The 15,426-nt window shown below is 67.5% G+C and carries 15 protein-coding genes; 7 read left to right on the top strand and 8 right to left on the bottom strand.

Annotated elements, in window-relative coordinates; all coding sequences use genetic code 11:
* The first annotated feature begins 8 nt into the window (after positions 1-8).
* The 7 genes from ACYVLQ_RS09810 to ACYVLQ_RS09780 all read left to right on the top strand — a co-directional run bounded on the left by ACYVLQ_RS09810 (position 9) and on the right by ACYVLQ_RS09780 (position 7,792).
* Complete coding sequence (locus ACYVLQ_RS09810) at positions 9-1,511, top strand: MlaD family protein (protein WP_460697088.1); 1,503 nt, start codon at positions 9-11, stop codon at positions 1,509-1,511.
* Positions 1,508-2,536: an MCE family protein gene (locus tag ACYVLQ_RS09805; RefSeq protein ID WP_460697087.1), complete on the top strand. Its 1,029-nt coding sequence runs from the start codon at positions 1,508-1,510 to the stop codon at positions 2,534-2,536. The genes ACYVLQ_RS09810 and ACYVLQ_RS09805 overlap by 4 nt, the downstream gene beginning before the upstream one ends.
* The gene (locus tag ACYVLQ_RS09800) at positions 2,533-3,519 is read left to right on the top strand and encodes an MCE family protein (RefSeq protein WP_460697086.1); all 987 of its coding nucleotides are present in this window, start codon (positions 2,533-2,535) and stop codon (positions 3,517-3,519) included. Before ACYVLQ_RS09805 ends, ACYVLQ_RS09800 begins: the two co-directional genes overlap by 4 nt.
* 2 nt (positions 3,520-3,521) lie before the next feature.
* Entirely contained in the window at positions 3,522-4,616 is a 1,095-nt protein-coding gene (locus ACYVLQ_RS09795) for an MCE family protein (RefSeq protein WP_460697085.1), read from the top strand.
* Between the two features lie 79 nt (positions 4,617-4,695).
* Positions 4,696-5,760: an MCE family protein gene (locus ACYVLQ_RS09790; protein WP_460697084.1), complete on the top strand. Its 1,065-nt coding sequence runs from the start codon at positions 4,696-4,698 to the stop codon at positions 5,758-5,760.
* Positions 5,757-6,926 carry an MlaD family protein gene (locus ACYVLQ_RS09785; RefSeq protein ID WP_460697083.1) on the top strand — a complete coding sequence of 390 codons (1,170 nt, stop codon included), beginning with the start codon at positions 5,757-5,759 and terminating at the stop codon, positions 6,924-6,926. The genes ACYVLQ_RS09790 and ACYVLQ_RS09785 overlap by 4 nt, the downstream gene beginning before the upstream one ends.
* A gap of 134 nt (positions 6,927-7,060) precedes the next feature.
* The gene (locus ACYVLQ_RS09780) at positions 7,061-7,792 is read left to right on the top strand and encodes a hypothetical protein (protein ID WP_460697082.1); all 732 of its coding nucleotides are present in this window, start codon (positions 7,061-7,063) and stop codon (positions 7,790-7,792) included.
* A gap of 2 nt (positions 7,793-7,794) precedes the next feature.
* On the opposite strand, the gene ACYVLQ_RS09775 is transcribed toward ACYVLQ_RS09780, so the two are convergent.
* The 8 genes from ACYVLQ_RS09775 to ACYVLQ_RS09740 all read right to left on the bottom strand — a co-directional run bounded on the left by ACYVLQ_RS09775 (position 7,795) and on the right by ACYVLQ_RS09740 (position 15,126).
* A complete protein-coding gene (locus tag ACYVLQ_RS09775; protein ID WP_460697081.1) occupies positions 7,795-7,941 on the bottom strand; it encodes a hypothetical protein in 147 nt (48 codons plus the stop codon).
* A 127-nt stretch (positions 7,942-8,068) separates the two neighbouring features.
* On the bottom strand, positions 8,069-8,644 hold the full coding sequence (locus ACYVLQ_RS09770) for a ribonuclease H family protein (protein ID WP_460697080.1): 576 nt from the start codon (positions 8,642-8,644) through the stop codon (positions 8,069-8,071).
* A gap of 10 nt (positions 8,645-8,654) precedes the next feature.
* Positions 8,655-9,176 carry an SRPBCC family protein gene (locus tag ACYVLQ_RS09765; RefSeq protein ID WP_460697079.1) on the bottom strand — a complete coding sequence of 174 codons (522 nt, stop codon included), beginning with the start codon at positions 9,174-9,176 and terminating at the stop codon, positions 8,655-8,657.
* A 77-nt stretch (positions 9,177-9,253) separates the two neighbouring features.
* Positions 9,254-10,447: an L-2-hydroxyglutarate oxidase gene (gene lhgO, locus ACYVLQ_RS09760; protein ID WP_460697430.1), complete on the bottom strand. Its 1,194-nt coding sequence runs from the start codon at positions 10,445-10,447 to the stop codon at positions 9,254-9,256.
* Positions 10,448-10,523: 76 nt separating this feature from the next.
* A complete protein-coding gene (locus ACYVLQ_RS09755) occupies positions 10,524-11,276 on the bottom strand; it encodes a hypothetical protein (protein WP_460697078.1) in 753 nt (250 codons plus the stop codon).
* Between the two features lie 436 nt (positions 11,277-11,712).
* A complete protein-coding gene (locus ACYVLQ_RS09750; protein ID WP_460697077.1) occupies positions 11,713-12,504 on the bottom strand; it encodes a TIGR03084 family metal-binding protein in 792 nt (263 codons plus the stop codon).
* A gap of 143 nt (positions 12,505-12,647) precedes the next feature.
* Positions 12,648-14,003 carry a hypothetical protein gene (locus ACYVLQ_RS09745; protein ID WP_460697076.1) on the bottom strand — a complete coding sequence of 452 codons (1,356 nt, stop codon included), beginning with the start codon at positions 14,001-14,003 and terminating at the stop codon, positions 12,648-12,650.
* 118 nt (positions 14,004-14,121) lie between these two features.
* Positions 14,122-15,126, bottom strand: a complete 1,005-nt coding sequence (locus tag ACYVLQ_RS09740; RefSeq protein ID WP_460697075.1) for a zinc-binding dehydrogenase — start codon at positions 15,124-15,126, stop codon at positions 14,122-14,124.
* Between the last annotated feature and the right edge of the window lie 300 nt (positions 15,127-15,426).

The following is a 15,426-nucleotide window of genomic DNA, read 5'->3' as shown; positions in this document are numbered from 1 at the left end:
GGCAGACGATGATCATCGATCCGAGTGGCCGCGGACCGACGATGCGGCAGTTGCTCATCGCCGGTGCCTGCGGGCTGGTGGTATTCGCTCTGGTGCTGGCGTTCCTGATGGCGCGCTACCAGGGCAAGATCATGCATCCGAAGGTGGATGTCGTCGCGAATATGACGACGACCGGCGACGGACTGCCGGAAAACGCCGACGTGAAGTTCCGCGGCGTGCTGGTCGGTGTCGTCAAGGACGTCTCGGTGGCGGCCAAGGGCGAACTGCAGCAGGTGAATATCGAGATGAAGCCGGAGTACATCGGCGACATCCCGGCCAATGTCACCGCGCGCGTGATTCCGAGCAACCTGTTCGCGGTCACCGCCGTCGAACTGCTCTACAACGGTCCCGATACCGCGTCGCTGCACGCGGGGTCGGAGATCCCCGAGGATCGCAGCCAGGGCACCATCGCGCTGCAGGACACGCTGACCACCGTCCGCACCATCCTGAACAAGATCGACCCGATGCAACTGGGCCGGGTGCTGAGCACCCTGTCCTATTCGCTCGAAGGTACGGGCCGGATGCCGGGTTCGACCGTGGAACGGCTGGACAACTGGCTGACCCAGGTGCGCTCATCGGTGCCGAATGTGGACCAGACGTTCGATGACTTCTCCTCGTCGTTCCACGCGCTCAACCAGTCGGCGCCGGAACTGATGGAGGTGCTGGCGGATTCGGTGAAGACCGCGCAGACGGTGGTCGACAAGCGGCAGCAACTGGTCGATCTGCTGGCCGGAACCTCCGGAACCGTCGACAAGGTCAACGCGCTGTTCGCGCGCAACCCGGATCTCGGCAAGGAGATCACCGTCGGCACCAGCGATATGTTCGGCGCGATGTCCGACAACCCCCAGGCCATTCCGCAGGCGATCGCGAGCCTGAACACCTCGGTCCGCGCTCTGGCCACGACCTTCCACTGGGGACCACAGCGCCAGATGGTGTGGAACATGGGCATTACGTTCACCCCCTACAAGCCGTACGACCGGTCGGACTGCCCGCGCTACGGCGAGATGGCCGCGCCCAGTTGTGCGACCGCGCCGCTGGTGGCCGAACTCCCGCCGCTGCCCGATTCGATGAAGCCGCGCGCGCTGGATTCCGCACAGGGTCTGCCGCCGGTGGCGCCGATGCCGGGTCTGCCCGACATCCTGGGCGCCACCACCGGTCAGCCCGAGGTTCCGGCGGCGGCCCCGGCGCCGGGCCCGGCCAACCCGTTCGCGGGTACGCCGCTGGGTGGACTGTTCGCGCCGTTCTTCCCCGGCGCCCCGGCTCCGCAGCCCGCGCCGCCGCCCGCCCCCGCGGCGAGCGACCAGCCCGCGCGGCATCCTGCCGCCGGTCCGATCGCGGCCGGGTCCTACACCGGAGACGCCGCCGTCAGCGCGCTGCTCGGTCGCCAACCCACCACCGCCGAATATCTCCTGCTGAGCTCGATCCTGAGGGGTGGAACCTTGCAAGTCACCGAAAGTGGTGAGAGCCGATGAGCATTCGCAAACCGCTGATCGGCTTCGGGATCTTCGCGATCGTGTCGATCCTGGTGACGGTCGTCGTGTGGAATACGTTGGCGCGCAGCGTCTCCGGTTCCACCAACACCTACACCGCGACCATCGGTGACGTGCTCGGCCTGCGGGTCAACGACGACGTCCGGATGGCCGGCGTGCGAGTCGGCAAGATCAAGAAAATCGAACTCGACAAGCAGCACGATGCCAAGGTCACTTTCGTGGTGCAGCGCAACCAGACGGTGTTCGGCAACACCAAAGCCCTTGTCCGGTACCAGAATCTGATCGGGCAGCGGTATCTGGCGCTGGCGCCGGGCACCAAGGGCGACGCGTCGCCGCTGCGGAACAACGGCTCGATCCCGATCGATCAGACCGAGCCGTCGTTCGATATCTCGGGTCTGCTCAACGGATTCCAGCCGCTGTTCGACGTGCTGCAACCCGAGCAGGTGAACAACCTGTCCAATACCTTCGTCATGGCGATGCAGGGCGACGGGGTGTCGCTGAGCACCTTCCTCACCCAGGCCGCGGCGCTGGCCGGGGACTTCCAGCGCCGCGACGCCATTCTCGCCGACGTGATCACGAACCTGTCGGCGACGATGCAGGGGCTGGCCAAGCGGGGCGACGAATTGGAGACGCTGGTGACCCAGACCCGCGCATTGATCGGCGGGCTGTACGAGCAGGGCCAATCCCTGCAGCAGTCCACGGTGCAGATCGCGGACGCGACAACGGGATTGGTGAATATGGTCGGTAACGTGCAGCCGAAGCTGGCGACCGCGCAACGGTCCACCCGGGACGCGCTCACGCTGCTGCTCGACAACGGCGCCAGGCTCGATCAGGCGGCCGTCGACTTCCCGTCCATCCTCGCCGATATCGGCAGGTTCACGCAGAACGGCGCGTACGCCGACGCCTATGTGTGCAGCCTGGACGTCTCGCTGTACAACGTCCTGCTCCCCCGCGGCCTGCTCACGCAGATCGGCGGGCACTCGCACTCGGCGGTGTGCCGACCATGACGACAATCAAGAACCGCTTCGACAACAACCGCTACTTCTGGCTCGGCATCATCGGTGCGGCGCTGATCGTCGTGCTGCTGATCGTCTCCACCGGCTACAAGAAACTCGGTGTCGGCACCCACGACGTGAAGGCCGAGTTCGCGCAGGCGGCGGGTCTCAGGGTCGGTGACAAGGTCGATGTGTCCGGGGTTCCGGTCGGCGAGGTCTCCGCCGCCAAGATCGAGGGCGACCACGTCCTGATGACCCTGCAGATCAACAGCGATGTGAAGCTGAGTTCCGACGCCAAGGCCTCGATCAAACTGTCGACTCTGCTCGGCAACCGCTACATCGCCCTGGAGCCGGGCGACGGCTCCGGCCCGGAGATCGAGCGGATCCCCAAGAGCAACACGGTGGTTCCGTACGACGTGCTGGGGACCGGCACGCCGAAGCTCGAGGGCCTGGACACCGAGAAGCTGGTCGAGTCGTTCAAGGTGATCGGCGATCAGATGAACGGCGCGCCGCAGCTGACCGCCCAGGCGCTCGACAGCGTCGGCGCTCTCGCCAAGACCATCAACGACCGCCGCGACCAGGTCGACCAGTTGCTGAAGGATCTGGATCGCGTCACCCGGATCCTGGGTGACAACCGCAACAGCGTGTTGCTGGTGATCACCCAGGGCCAGGCGATCGCGGGCCGCGTGATGGAGCGGCAGGCGCTGCTGCGCCAGCTGCTCGACAACGTCGCGGGGCTGACCAGGCAGTTGCAGGAGATCGGCGCGGAGAACGAGGGGCAGCTCGGCCCGACGATCGAGCAGCTCAACACCATGGCCGAGGGCCTGCAGAAGAACAAGGACAATCTGGACCGAATGCTGCAGATCATGCCGGTGTCGTTGCGGCAGTTCAACAATGCCTTCGGCAACGGCCCCTACGGCGAGGTCGGCCTCCCGTGGCTGTTCCCCGACAACTGGTTGTGCTTCGCCCGAATCGTCGAGGGGTGCCAGGGATGAGAATGACCAAGCCCCGGCTGCGCGCCGCGAAGGCGGCCGCGATCGGCGTCGTCGCGCTGGCGGTGGGCAGTTGCTCGCTCGTGCCCACCGACGTCCAGGACGCGGTCGGCGCGACCACCCACATCACCGCCGACTTCCGCAATATCGCGGGCATGTACGAGAACAACCCGGTCATGGTGCTCGGGCTGCAGGTGGGCAAGGTCGACAAGATCGTGCCCAAGGGTCTGTACGCCGAGGTCTTCATGACCATCGACGGCGATGTCAAGCTGCCGAAGAACGTGACCGCATCGCTGATGACGAAATCCGTTGTGACCGACCGGCATATCGAGCTGAGCCCGCCCTACACCGGCGGGCCGGAATTGCCGGACGACGCGCACCTGACCGTCGAGCAGACCCGCACCCCGGTCGAGCTGGACACGGTGATCAAGACCATCGATCAGTTCGCCGAGGCGCTGAAGCCCCCGCCCGGCCAGAAAGAGGGCCCGATGTCGGGCACCCTGCTGTACGACATGGTCAACGGGCAGGGCGAAAAGATCCGCGACACCCTGAACGCGCTGTCGGGCGCGTTGAAGGTGGGCGTCGACAACAAGGACGCGGTGGCCACCATCATCGTCAAGCTGAACGAGCTGACGACGATGCTGGCGGAGAACGACCAGTCGGTGCGGGACTTCAGCGATCAGGTCACCCAGATGACCTCGCTGCTGGCCGAGCAGGCGCCGGGCCTGCAGGCGACGCTGACCCAGATGAACGACTTCCTGAACAACACCAGCGGTGTGTTCAACGAATACCAGGATCAGTTGGCGTCCAGCCTGACCGGCCTGACGGCGGTCACCGATCAGCTGCGCGCCAACGCCGCCGGCGTCACGGAGGTCGTCGATGTCGCTCCGCTGCTGCTGCAGAACCTGGATCGGGTGATGGACCGGAACCGCCGCTTCGTCCGGCTGCGTGGCGTGCTCGGCACCTCGCTGTCGGGCGAGATCGTCAGCTTGTTCTGCGAGCGGATCCAGATGCGTGCGGACGGCTGCCGAACCGGAAAGGTCGAAGACCTCGGACCCGATCTCGGGTTGACCGCGGCGCTGATGGGGATGACGAATTGACCGCGGCATCGATGGGAATGGCGAAATGATCCCGAAACTCTTGTCGCACAGTCGGTTTAGCCGAACGCGGCGCAACACGGTGGTGTTCGCGGCCGCGGCCGCCGTGCTGGCGGTCCCGGGCTGCGGCCTCACCGTGGACAAGGTGCCGCTGCCCAAGCCGGGCCCCGGCGGGGACACCTATACGGTGCAGGCGGTCTTCACCAACGCGCTCAATCTGCCCGATCAGGCCAAGGTGAAGATCGGCGGTTCGGACGTCGGCGTGGTCACCCACATCGAGACGAAGAACTACCAGGCCATCGTCGATCTGGACATTCGCAAGGATATTCAGCTCCCGAAGAACTCCACCGCCGAGCTGCGCCAGGCCACTCCGCTCGGCGACGTCTTCGTCGCGGTGGCCATGCCCAAGGCGGAACCGGGAAGCGAGATGCTGCGCGACGGCGACACCCTCCCGGTCAGCCAGACCTCGGCCGGTGCGACCGTCGAGGAACTGCTGCTGTCGGTCTCGACGCTGTTCAACGGCGGCGGCCTGGCGGCGCTGACCAAGGTGACCGCGGAGCTGGACTCGATCGTCGGCGGCCGCCCGGAGCAACTGGCCAACCTGATCCGGCAGATGACCAGCGTGACCACCACACTGCATGCGAACAGCGATCGGATCGACAGCACGCTCAACGGTTTCAGTTCGCTGGCCAACACCATCGAGTCGCGGCACAACGAGCTGGGCCAGGTCGCCGACACGCTGCCGTCGATGATCGGCACCATCGCCGAGAACAACAGGCAGATCGGTGACCTGCTGACCAAGGTGTCCACCACCAGCGCCGCCCTCGGCGACTACGCCAACACGACCTCCGATCAGCTGTCGGACCTACTCGACAATGTGCACAAGCTGATGGGCGCCCTGGCGGAGACGAGGAACGACTTCGCTCCCCTGCTGGATGCCATGCACGAGGTGCGGCCCGGTGTGGACGCGTCGTTCAAGGGCAACACCCTCGCGGTCGCCGCGACCCTGACCAATCTCGATGTCGGCTTGATCACCGATCCGGCGCACAGCAAGTTCTTCGACCTGCGCGACGCCCAGGACATGGTGGGCAGCCTGATCCAGGTGCTGCAGATCGTGTACGGCCGAGTGACGGGGGGCCACCGATGAACTGGTTGAAGCAGCACAAGCTGCTGCTGTCGGGCCTGGGCCTGGTCGTCGCCTTCGTGATCGGGGCGTCGTATCTGCTGGTGAGCGTGATGCGGGTCAATCCGCTGCAGTCCACCTACACGGTCACGGTGAGCCTGAATCGCTCGGGCGGCCTGCAGCCGGGCAACGATGTGACGCTGCGCGGATATCGGGTCGGGAAGGTCAACTCCATCAAGCTGACCGACCACGGCGCCGGGATCGCCGCCGAAGCCGAGATCTACAGCAAGTACCGCATTCCGGTCGATACCCGGGTCGCGGTGCAGGCGTTGTCCGGCGCCGGTGAGCAGTATGTCGATTTCCGGCCGGACACCGATCAGGGGCCGTTCCTGGCCGACGGGGCGGTCATCGCGTTCGATGCGCAGCGGGTGACGACCCCGACCCCGGTGTACTCGGTGCTCGACAATGCCAGCGATTTCATCGCCCAGATCGATCCCGACCGCTACAGCACGGTCCTGACCGAGCTGGACACCGCCCTGTCCGGCGGGCCCGATCAGCTGCGCAGCATGATCGACGCGTTGAGCGTGGTGAGCACGGGGTTGGACAACCTGCTTCCGCAGACCACCAATCTCCTCGCGAATCTGCAGACGATCGCGTCCACCACCGCCCTGGCGCAGCCCGATCTGAGCACTCTGACCAGCAATTCGCAGACGCTGTTCGATCAGTTCAGCAAGGCCGACGAGGAGCTGCGCGGGATCCTGGATTCGGCGCCCGGCCAGATGCAGCAGTTGGGGGCCGTGCTCGACAAGACGGCCGATCCGATCACCAGCCTGGCGGCGAACTTCTCCGCGATCACCAAGGCGGCGCAACTGCGCAAACCCGCCCTGCGGGCGCTGTTCCCGTCGCTGGTCATCGGCAGTTCGGCGATGGGCGTCCCGGCACACGACGGCGAGTTCCATACCATTGTCGATATCTGGCCGCGGCCGTTCTGCCAGTACAACAACGCGCCCACCGCGCCCTACGTGGTCCAGGACGGCACACTGCCGAAGTGGAACTACTGCACGAACCCGCCGCCGGATCAGCAGATCCGCGGTTCGGCGAATGCGCCGCGGCCCGATATACCCAACAATGGCGCACAGATGCCGGCGGGGGCCGATCCGAACGACCGGACCCCACCGCCGGTGCGATGAGCGTGGGCCCGCATCGGCGGCGACACCGCCGATGCGGGCATACTCGCTGACAGACTCCGTCCGGCCCGGACCTCGTCCGGGCCGATCCGGCTATTCGGTGTGTCGAGCACGCCGGGAAAGTGACTGATCAGTTCATGTCCGAAGATGACGCTGCCAAGGACGAGAAGACTACCGAGGCGGCAGCCGAGGCCGATCGGCCGCAAGACAGCACAGACGCGGACGTGACGGCCGAAAGCACAACCGAGCCGACCGCGCGGCCGGGGGCGCAGGCAGCGCCCGACCGGTCGAACGGCGGCGGCCCGAGCTGGCTGCCGATTGCGGCCGCCTTCGCCGCGGGTGTGCTGCTGGTCGCGGCGATCACCGCGGTGGTGGTGTTCTGGATGCAGGCCAGCGATCGCGGCGACCAGCTCGACGCGCGCGACGAATCGACCAAGGCGGCCTGCGACTTCGGTCGGCAGGTCGGCACCTACGACGCGAAGAACTTCGACGACTACGTCAAGCGCGTGAAGGATCGCTCCACCGGCGACTGGGCGACCCAGTTCGACGCCGCCTCGTCCGCGCTGAAGGACATCACGACGCAGGCGCAGGCGCGTTCGGGCATCGATGAGATCCATTGCGCCTGGGAGTCCGGTGACGACAGCAAGGCCACCATCATCATGCTGATCACCCAGAACCAGTCGAAGGCGGCCACCCCCCAGCCGCAGCACATGACCATCGGCGTGGTCGCGACGATGGAGAAGAAGGGCGACAAGTGGCTCGCCTCGAGCTTCCAGTCGCCCATGATGAACGATATGGGCCCGATCCCCGCCCCCGGCGGCGAACCGGCTCCGGGCGGCCAGGCCCCCGCGCCGCAGCCGGGCGGCTGACCTTAGGGTTCGAACAATCCAGCCAGATTGGCGCCCTCCTCACGCACATGGCGTCGCATGTCCGAAATCGGCAGCGCCACGCGGAGGAGGGCGTCGGCGATTCGGCCGAGCACCGGGATCGGGTAACCGAGCGTCGCGGTCTCGTCCACAGCGAACTCGGAAATCCGATGCGGTAGGCGAAATCGGTCGCGCTGGTGTGCGTGGTCTCGGCCGTGATCGCATTCGGTCCGGCGAGGAGGAGCGTCGCCGGGGCCGACCGATGACCAGCGGGCGGGGTCAGAAGAGTGTGAAGGCGTCCGTATCCACGGGCTTGGGGCGGGATTTCGGTTGTGCGGCGGTCTTTTTCGGTTCTGGTGCGCCGATCGGCTCCGTCGCGGCCAGCGGGGGCAGGTCGGCGATGCCCGAGGCGACCGCGTCCGTCGCCGCGGCGGCCGCCCGCGCCGCCTCGCCCGCGAGCTTGTCGGCCTGCTCGTTGAAATAGTTGCCGACGTGCCCGCGCACCCAGCGGAACCGAACCGGCCCGGGGCGGGTGGCGATGTGGTGATCGATGTGCCGGACGAGTTCGACGTTCTTCACCGCGCCGCCGGTCGAGGTCTTCCAGCCGTTGAGCCGCCAGCCCGAGATCCATTCCGAGGCGCACTTGATCGCGTACAGCGAATCGCTCTCGATGAGCAGCGGTTCCGCGCCGGGGTGCGCGACGATCGCCTCGAGCACCGCGCGTAGCTCGGCCACCTGATTCGTGCCGCTGGCGGCGCCGCCGCTGGCCGAGCTGCCCTGATGACCCACCCAGGCCCAGCCGATGGCGCCGCCCGGGTTGCGGAGGCAGGATCCGTCGGTGCTCACGATGATCATGGTCGGTACCCTACGCAATCCGGCCGACAAGATCGGCGTCGTGGAATTCCTCGATCCCCCTGCGCAATCGCGATTCGCTGCGCCGCACCGCCGAGTGCAGCACGGCGTCGACGAGTCTGCCGCACAGGCGCCCCGCGAAGCCGGTGGGTGAGTGATAGTCGGCCTCGGAGGTGAGCGCGGAGCGGCCGTAGCCGAGCGGATCGAAGCGCAGCGTCAGGGTGCCCAGCGCGGAATCCGGTGGCCCCGGGTGCGAATGCGCAGGCGCCACCTTCCCCGGCCGGCGCCTGCGCAGCGTGAATCCGATGACCGCGTGGTGGCGGTACTCGGTGACCTCACACTCGACCGTGGGATGCCACATCGGCAGCCGGAGCGTGGCGGTGAACCGCATCCCGGGCCCGTGGCCGGGCTCGCCGACCGGCTCGAAGGCTGCGACACCGAACATCCAGTCCGGCACGAACATATGGTTGCCTGCGTATGCGAAAGCAACCTCCACCGGCGCACCGATATCGCTCGCGTACCTGATGTGGCCCATAGGCATACTCCCTGTTCCACGGCTGCCGATAAAAGTACTACAGAAATCCTCTTTAATGAACGGATATCGGCAATAGATCAATTGTCCAATTGCGTGACGATGTGGTCGGCGATCGGGAGGGCCGAGGTGGCCGCCGGGGACGGCGCGTTCAGGACGTGGACCGAGCGTGGCGTGCGCTCGATCAGGAAGTCGTGCGCCAGCGTGCCGTCGGGCAGCACGGCCTGGGCGCGGATGCCCGCCTCGCGCGGCAGCAGATCGTCGATCGTCAGGTCGGGGCAGTACTTCCGGCACTGCGCCAGGTAACCGCGCCGGAACAGCGAATTGCGCAGTTCCCGCAGGCCGGTTCGGACGTTGGCCGCCGCGACCCGGTGGAAACCGCGGTAGCCCAGCACTTCCCGGGCGTCGCGCAGCGCGATGCTGCCCTTGCGGTAGCCCTCGCGGGACAGGCCCAGCACGGCGTTCGGCCCGACTGTCAGCGCGCCGTCGATGGTCGGGCTCAGATGTACGCCCAGGAACGGCAGATCGGGATCCGGGATCGGATAGATCAGCGTCCGCACCAAATCCGCGCGCCCGGGCGGCAACTGGTAGTACTCGCCGCGAAACGGGACGATGCGCAGGTCGATCCGCAGTCCGGCGAGCCGGGCCAGGCGGTCCGCCTGCAGTCCGGCGCAGGCGACCAGCCGCCGGGCCCGCCAACTCCCGGCCGGACCGGAAATCGTTACGGCGTCCGAATTCTCGTCGATCGCCGTGATCTCGGTGCCGAGCGCTATCGTGCCGCCGGCGGCGCGCACGCGGTCGGCCAGCGCCTCGGTGACGCGGGTGAAGTCGATGATGCCGGTATCGGGTACGAACAGCGCCCCCACGCCGGTGACGTGCGGTTCGCGCCGGATCAGTTCGGCCCCATCGATCTTCTCGACCGCGACGCCGTTGGCGACCGAACGCTCGTACAGCGTGAGCATCCGGGCGTGTTCGGCGGCATCCGTGGCCACCAGCAGCTTTCCGCACACCCGGTACGGAATGTCGTGTGCGGCAGCGAATTCCTTGGTCCACCGCGCCCCCCGGCGGCAGTACCGGGCCTTGAGGCTGCCGGGCTCGTAGTAGATGCCCGAGTGGATCACCCCGCTGTTGTGCCCGGTCTGATGCGCGGCCAGCGACGCGGCCTTGTCCACCAGCACCAGGCTCGCACCGGGCCGCGACTCCAGTATCCGATGTGCGGTCGCCACCCCGACGATCCCGCCCCCGATCACGCAGTAGTCGTACACGCCAGGCAGTCTCACACAGCCGCGCCACCCGCCACGGCCGGACCGTCGCTACTCGGTCCAGGGCCGGGCGCGCGGCAGGTCGGCCTCACGCCACCGTGAAGCCGGACCCTTGTGGTGCGGGGTGATCGGATTCGGCCGTATCGGGTGTGCCGGATTCGGTGCCGACCGGAACGCCGGTGTGCCCGAGGGGGTTCGGCGCCGGAGCCGGGCGGGCGTGGCGCTGCAGCTGGACGTCGTGCTGTCCCAGCAGCGGATCCGAGACCGCCACGGTGACCTCGCCGTGCTTGGTGTCGAGGTCGGTGCGGAACCGGGTCACGTCGTCTCGCGTGCCCCCGGGGCGTTCGCCCAGCCGCCGGGACAGCGCCGCGAACACGTTCGTATCCACCGTCATCGAGACCGAATCCGGTTGGGTGGTGGCGACATTCGCGCCCACATAGGTCCCGCCGAAAAGCCCCACCCGCCCGTTCACGCCGGTCGGGGTCACGGCGCTCTGCGCCGGTGCGGTGGGCGCCACGGCGCGGTCGAGCAGCTGGATCGGCGCCGGTGCTCCGGGGACCGGCGCGACGGGCGGCAGCGCGCGGGATTCGGCCCGGAGCCCGACCACGCCGACAATGGCTGCGGCGCTGGGCGATTCGGTCATCGCGTCCCCGGCCGGTGCGGCGGCGATCGGTGCCGCGGGTCCGGGCGCGGGTCGATGGGTGGAATCGGCGATCTGATTGACGATGTAGGTGCCTGCCGCCACGGTGAGTCCGATGCTCGCCATACCGGCGAATACGACGGCGGTGTGCTGGAAGATCTGGGCCGTGCGACGGTGCGTCGCCGGGTGTTGCGACATCACGGTGCGTTCCTTTCCCTCTCCCCTGGGGGTCCCCTGCGGCGTCGACCCGCACCGTTGAAAGTCGTACGCACGTCCAGGTTACTGTGCCGCCGAGTACGTTCCCGGCGGGTTGCGGTCAAGATCACAACGCGTGCCGTGCACCAGCGGTTCCCCAGGTGCCAAATCCAGTCCTGAATCCGGCAATCGCCGCTGCTGATAGGCAATTTCCCGATCGTCGGGATAACCCAGAATTCTTTGTATTGCCGGTGTTTCCAGTCGACAACACCTGGGTAAACAGTCTCTTAGCTGGCGGAGCGTCTGCTTCGACTGCCATCTGACAAACCTCCGGCCAACGGCGTCCGGTCGGCACAGGCACGGCGCACCCAAAGTCGGCGCCCGCCAGCTCCACGCTCCGTCACTCGATGTACCAGTGCATTCCGGCCGATCGCAGCAGGCATCAGGCGAATTGACCCGCGGCCCGGCCCGAGCCCGCGGGACCCGCGAAGGCCTGCGCGATGGTGAGCCAGTCCGCGGCCTCGTCGCCGAGCGCGGTGAGCGCCAGGTCGTCACGGTGGCGACGCTGCGTCACCAGCAGGCAGAAGTCTACGGCCGGACCGGTGATTCGCTGCGTGGCCCCGGCCGGGCCCCAGGTCCAGGTCGTGCCGTCCGGTGCGGCCAGCTCGACCCGGAACTCCTCGGCCGGCGCGGTGCGGCCGTGCACCATGTACGCGAAATTCCGGGTGCGCACGCCGATATGCGCGATATTGCGCAACCTCGCGGTGGGAGTGCGGGTCACGCCGAGCGTGTCCGCCACATCCTGGCCGTGCGCCCAGGTCTCCATGAGCCGGGCGCTCACCATCGACGCCGCGCTCATCGGCGGCCCGAACCAGGGCAGTTTCACTCCGGCCGGAAGGGCGCGCACCGCCTCGGCCAGGGCGACCCGGCCCCGCCGCCACCGGTCGAGCAGGTCCGGCGGAGGTGTGGCGGCGGCCGCCTCCGCGGCCTCGTCGACGAAGGTGAACGCCTTCGGTTCGGCAGCCCGCACCAGTGCGGCGAACGCCTCCGGATCGGTGGCCGATACCGTGGCGACCTCGTCGGTCCAGGTCAGGTGGCCGATCTGATGGGCGACGGTCCACCCTGCCGCCGGGGTGTCGCGCTGCCAGTCCGTCGGCGACAGCGGCGCCACGATACCGTCGAGGTCCGCGCATTCCGCGAGGAAGTCCCGCAGCAGCGCGTCCAGGTCCGCCATGTTGTCCCTACCTCAACTCGTACAGCCCGAATTCGATCGAGGGGTGCGCACGCCATTGTGCGCACCCGTGCGGGGCTGATCGGCCCGCGGTTCAGCATCGCAACCGGGCCAGAAAAATGCAAGCACGCGTGCTTGTTATTGGTTCACCAGCCGAAGAGCACCAGGTGTACGCCGCCGACGGCCAGGCCCAGTACCGCGCCGTGCAGGTAGAGCAGCCAGGCGTCCTGTTCCACGGACGCGTAGAACATCTCCATGAACTCGCCCGGCGTGAGCTGTTTGAGCTTGCGGGCGGCGAACTCATCGATCTTCTGGGCCTGTTCCTTCGCGAACATCTCGTCCTCGACCAGGCTCGGCGCCAGGCCGACCGCCGCCCCCGCGGCGCCCACCTTGAGGTTGTCGAACTGGCGGCGGCCGAACGCCGCGCGCACCACCGAGGTGGTGCGGCCGAGCTGGTGATGGATCTCGTCCGCGATCAGGTGCTCGATCAGCTGGCGGGTCTTGTCGCCGTTGGGCCCGTCCAGCAGTTCCTCGGCCAGATTCGGCAGCGTCAGCACCTGGTAGGCGAGAATGTGGGCGAGGTCGGCGGCGGCTTGCGGCTGCCGCTTGGCCAGCAGCGCCTGTTTCCACAGGTACTTGTAGCGCGGCTGGGGGTCGCCCGGCTCGAACACCATCTTGATCGCGATGACGTTGACGATCACGCCGATCGCCGCGGCCGCCGTGAGGATGACGACCCAGGCCGGGATCCAGCCGAGGACCGGAATGCTGTGGTGCACCTGCAGATACAGCGCCAGCAGTACGCCGAAGGGAGCGCCGAGCAGCCCGATGCGCACCATGAATCGCAGCTCCGGGGCCGCTATCGTGGTGGTGAGGTCCTTGAGGATGTGCGGGTTGGCCTGCAGGTACCGGATCACGAAGCTCTTGATATCGATGAGCTGATCGACATTGTCGCCCAGCCGCTCGAAACCGCGCCGGGTCAGATCCGGCAGCTCGCGCTCCACCCGCTGATAGAGAATCTGCCGGGCCGGTCGGGGAATCGCGCGCCAGAGATCCGGGTTCTCGCGGTACATCACGTCGTCGACGATCGGCCGGACCTGTTTGCGCGCCACCTCCGCGATGTAGTCGGCGATGCCCTCCAGATCGAGTTCGTGGATGAAGTCCCGGGGACTGCCGATCCGCATGATCGCCATATCGACGCAGATGCTGGCCATCTTCTCCGCGCGCGCCGGAATGAATCCCTGGAAACCCAGCCGCTTGCCGTCACCGGAGAATGTCGGCAATACCTGCACCCGGCGCGGGAAGTACGGGTACAGCAGTGGCAGGCCGGGAATCCGGACGCCGCGGAACAGCAGTGGCCAGAACAGCATCAGCACGCCGGTCCAGTTGGTGAGCCAGCCCGCGATCGCGCTGAAGATCGGAAAGGTCACCAGGTCCACGACGAACTTGGACTGACCGGTCAGCTGTTCCCAATCGATGAACACCCCACCGGCCAGCGTCGTCATCGTGCGGGTCCCCCTAGAGCCGATGGTGAGATGTCGGGACTAGAACATTCTCATCGGTTCCGATCAAGTGTCAACGCGGGGCGGATGGGGAATCGACGAGACGTCTCCCCGTCGGACGCTACGGCTTCAGGACGATCCGAATCGGGTTGCCCTGCTTGGATTCCAGCGCGTGCACGGCCTTCTCCGCATCGGCCAGCGGCAGCACGGCGCTGACCGAGCGGGCGAAGTCGATGCGGTGCCGCCGCTGCAGCTGCACCAGCTGGACGACGTGCTCGGGGGTGGAGCCGTAGTGCCCGCGCAGCTGCTGCTGGAAGAAGCTGAACGCGGTACCGCCGGTGATCGTGATCGGCTTGTCGGTCAGGCCCACCAGCACCAGCCGACCGGCCGGGCCCAGGCACACGACGGCCTGTTCGCGGACCGCCTCGACCCCGGCGAAATCGAATGCGGCGGCCAGACCGGCGCCGTCGGTGGCGGCGTAGATCTTGCGGCGCAGATCGGGCTCGGCGGGATCGAAGACCAGGTCGGCGCCAAGCTCCAGGGCGCGCTGCCGGGCCGCGGGCAGCGGGTCGACCGCGATGATCGGCGCGGCGCCGATGAGCCGCAGCAACTGCACGCCATGCGCGCCCAGCCCGCCGACACCCCAGACGCCGACCGGTTCCGCCGGGCGGACCTGGGCGGTCGCGGTGATGGCCGCCCACGGCGTGGATACCGCGTCGGGGATGAAGCAGGCCTGTTCGAAGGGCAGATCGTCCGGGATCGGGACCAGGGTGTCGAGGCGGGCCAGCGTGTACTCCGCCCAGCCGCCGTCGTAGTCGACGCCGCGGGTGAAGACCTGGTCGTTGCGCTGCTCTCCGGCCTGCAGCAACACCCGGTCCCCCACCTTCACGCCGGTGACTCCCGGACCCAGCGTGTGCACCGTCCCGGCCACCTCGTGGCCCAGTGTCACCACGTCGCCGTTCAGGAACAGCGGCGTCAGCATCCCGTCGATCAGGTGCACGTCCGACAGGCACACCCCGGCCGCCTCGACCTTGATCAATACGTGCTCCGGACCGGGCTCGGGCACCGGAACCTCGTCCAGCTGTAGTCGGCGGTTCGATCCCAGGTGCAGTCGTCCTGCCAGCATCGGCCCAGCTCCTCGTCGTCCGGCGAATCCCGTCGGCCGCCATCGTAGTCTCGCGGTGGGCCCGCGAGGGGCCCGAACGGGTGGGGCTCCGGCGTGGCGGCGTCGGCGGAACTGTCGTTGCGGGTGAAGGGGGTTCGCCGCGCTCTGCCTGCCCGAAGACCCGTTTCGCCGGGGGCGAACACCGGGTTCGGAACAACATCCGGAGCCGCCGGGTTGAGTAGGTAACGCTCAACCTTGGATGAGAAGAGTTCCAGGGCACGCTTTGGAAGGGGCTGAATCTGTGAGTACCCCACAACGTCT

It is taken from the genome of Nocardia thraciensis (genome assembly GCF_054782435.1).
The sequence above is the reverse complement of the archived record's forward strand: the minus strand, read 5'-3'. Positions and strand labels throughout refer to the sequence as shown.

Excerpts from the sequence above, each read along its gene's own strand:
- ACYVLQ_RS09770 (WP_460697080.1), bottom strand. The coding sequence starts at position 8,644 with ATGATCATCGTGAGCACCGACGGATCCTGCCTCCGCAACCCGGGCGGC.
- ACYVLQ_RS09805 (WP_460697087.1), top strand. The coding sequence starts at position 1,508 with ATGAGCATTCGCAAACCGCTGATCGGCTTCGGGATCTTCGCGATCGTG.
- ACYVLQ_RS09745 (WP_460697076.1), bottom strand. The coding sequence starts at position 14,003 with ATGACGACGCTGGCCGGTGGGGTGTTCATCGATTGGGAACAGCTGACC.
- ACYVLQ_RS09750 (WP_460697077.1), bottom strand. The coding sequence starts at position 12,504 with ATGGCGGACCTGGACGCGCTGCTGCGGGACTTCCTCGCGGAATGCGCG.
- ACYVLQ_RS09800 (WP_460697086.1), top strand. The coding sequence starts at position 2,533 with ATGACGACAATCAAGAACCGCTTCGACAACAACCGCTACTTCTGGCTC.
- ACYVLQ_RS09740 (WP_460697075.1), bottom strand. The coding sequence starts at position 15,126 with ATGCTGGCAGGACGACTGCACCTGGGATCGAACCGCCGACTACAGCTG.
- ACYVLQ_RS09795 (WP_460697085.1), top strand. The coding sequence starts at position 3,522 with ATGACCAAGCCCCGGCTGCGCGCCGCGAAGGCGGCCGCGATCGGCGTC.
- ACYVLQ_RS09810 (WP_460697088.1), top strand. The coding sequence starts at position 9 with ATGATCATCGATCCGAGTGGCCGCGGACCGACGATGCGGCAGTTGCTC.
- ACYVLQ_RS09780 (WP_460697082.1), top strand. The coding sequence starts at position 7,061 with ATGTCCGAAGATGACGCTGCCAAGGACGAGAAGACTACCGAGGCGGCA.
- ACYVLQ_RS09785 (WP_460697083.1), top strand. The coding sequence starts at position 5,757 with ATGAACTGGTTGAAGCAGCACAAGCTGCTGCTGTCGGGCCTGGGCCTG.
- ACYVLQ_RS09765 (WP_460697079.1), bottom strand. The coding sequence starts at position 9,176 with ATGGGCCACATCAGGTACGCGAGCGATATCGGTGCGCCGGTGGAGGTT.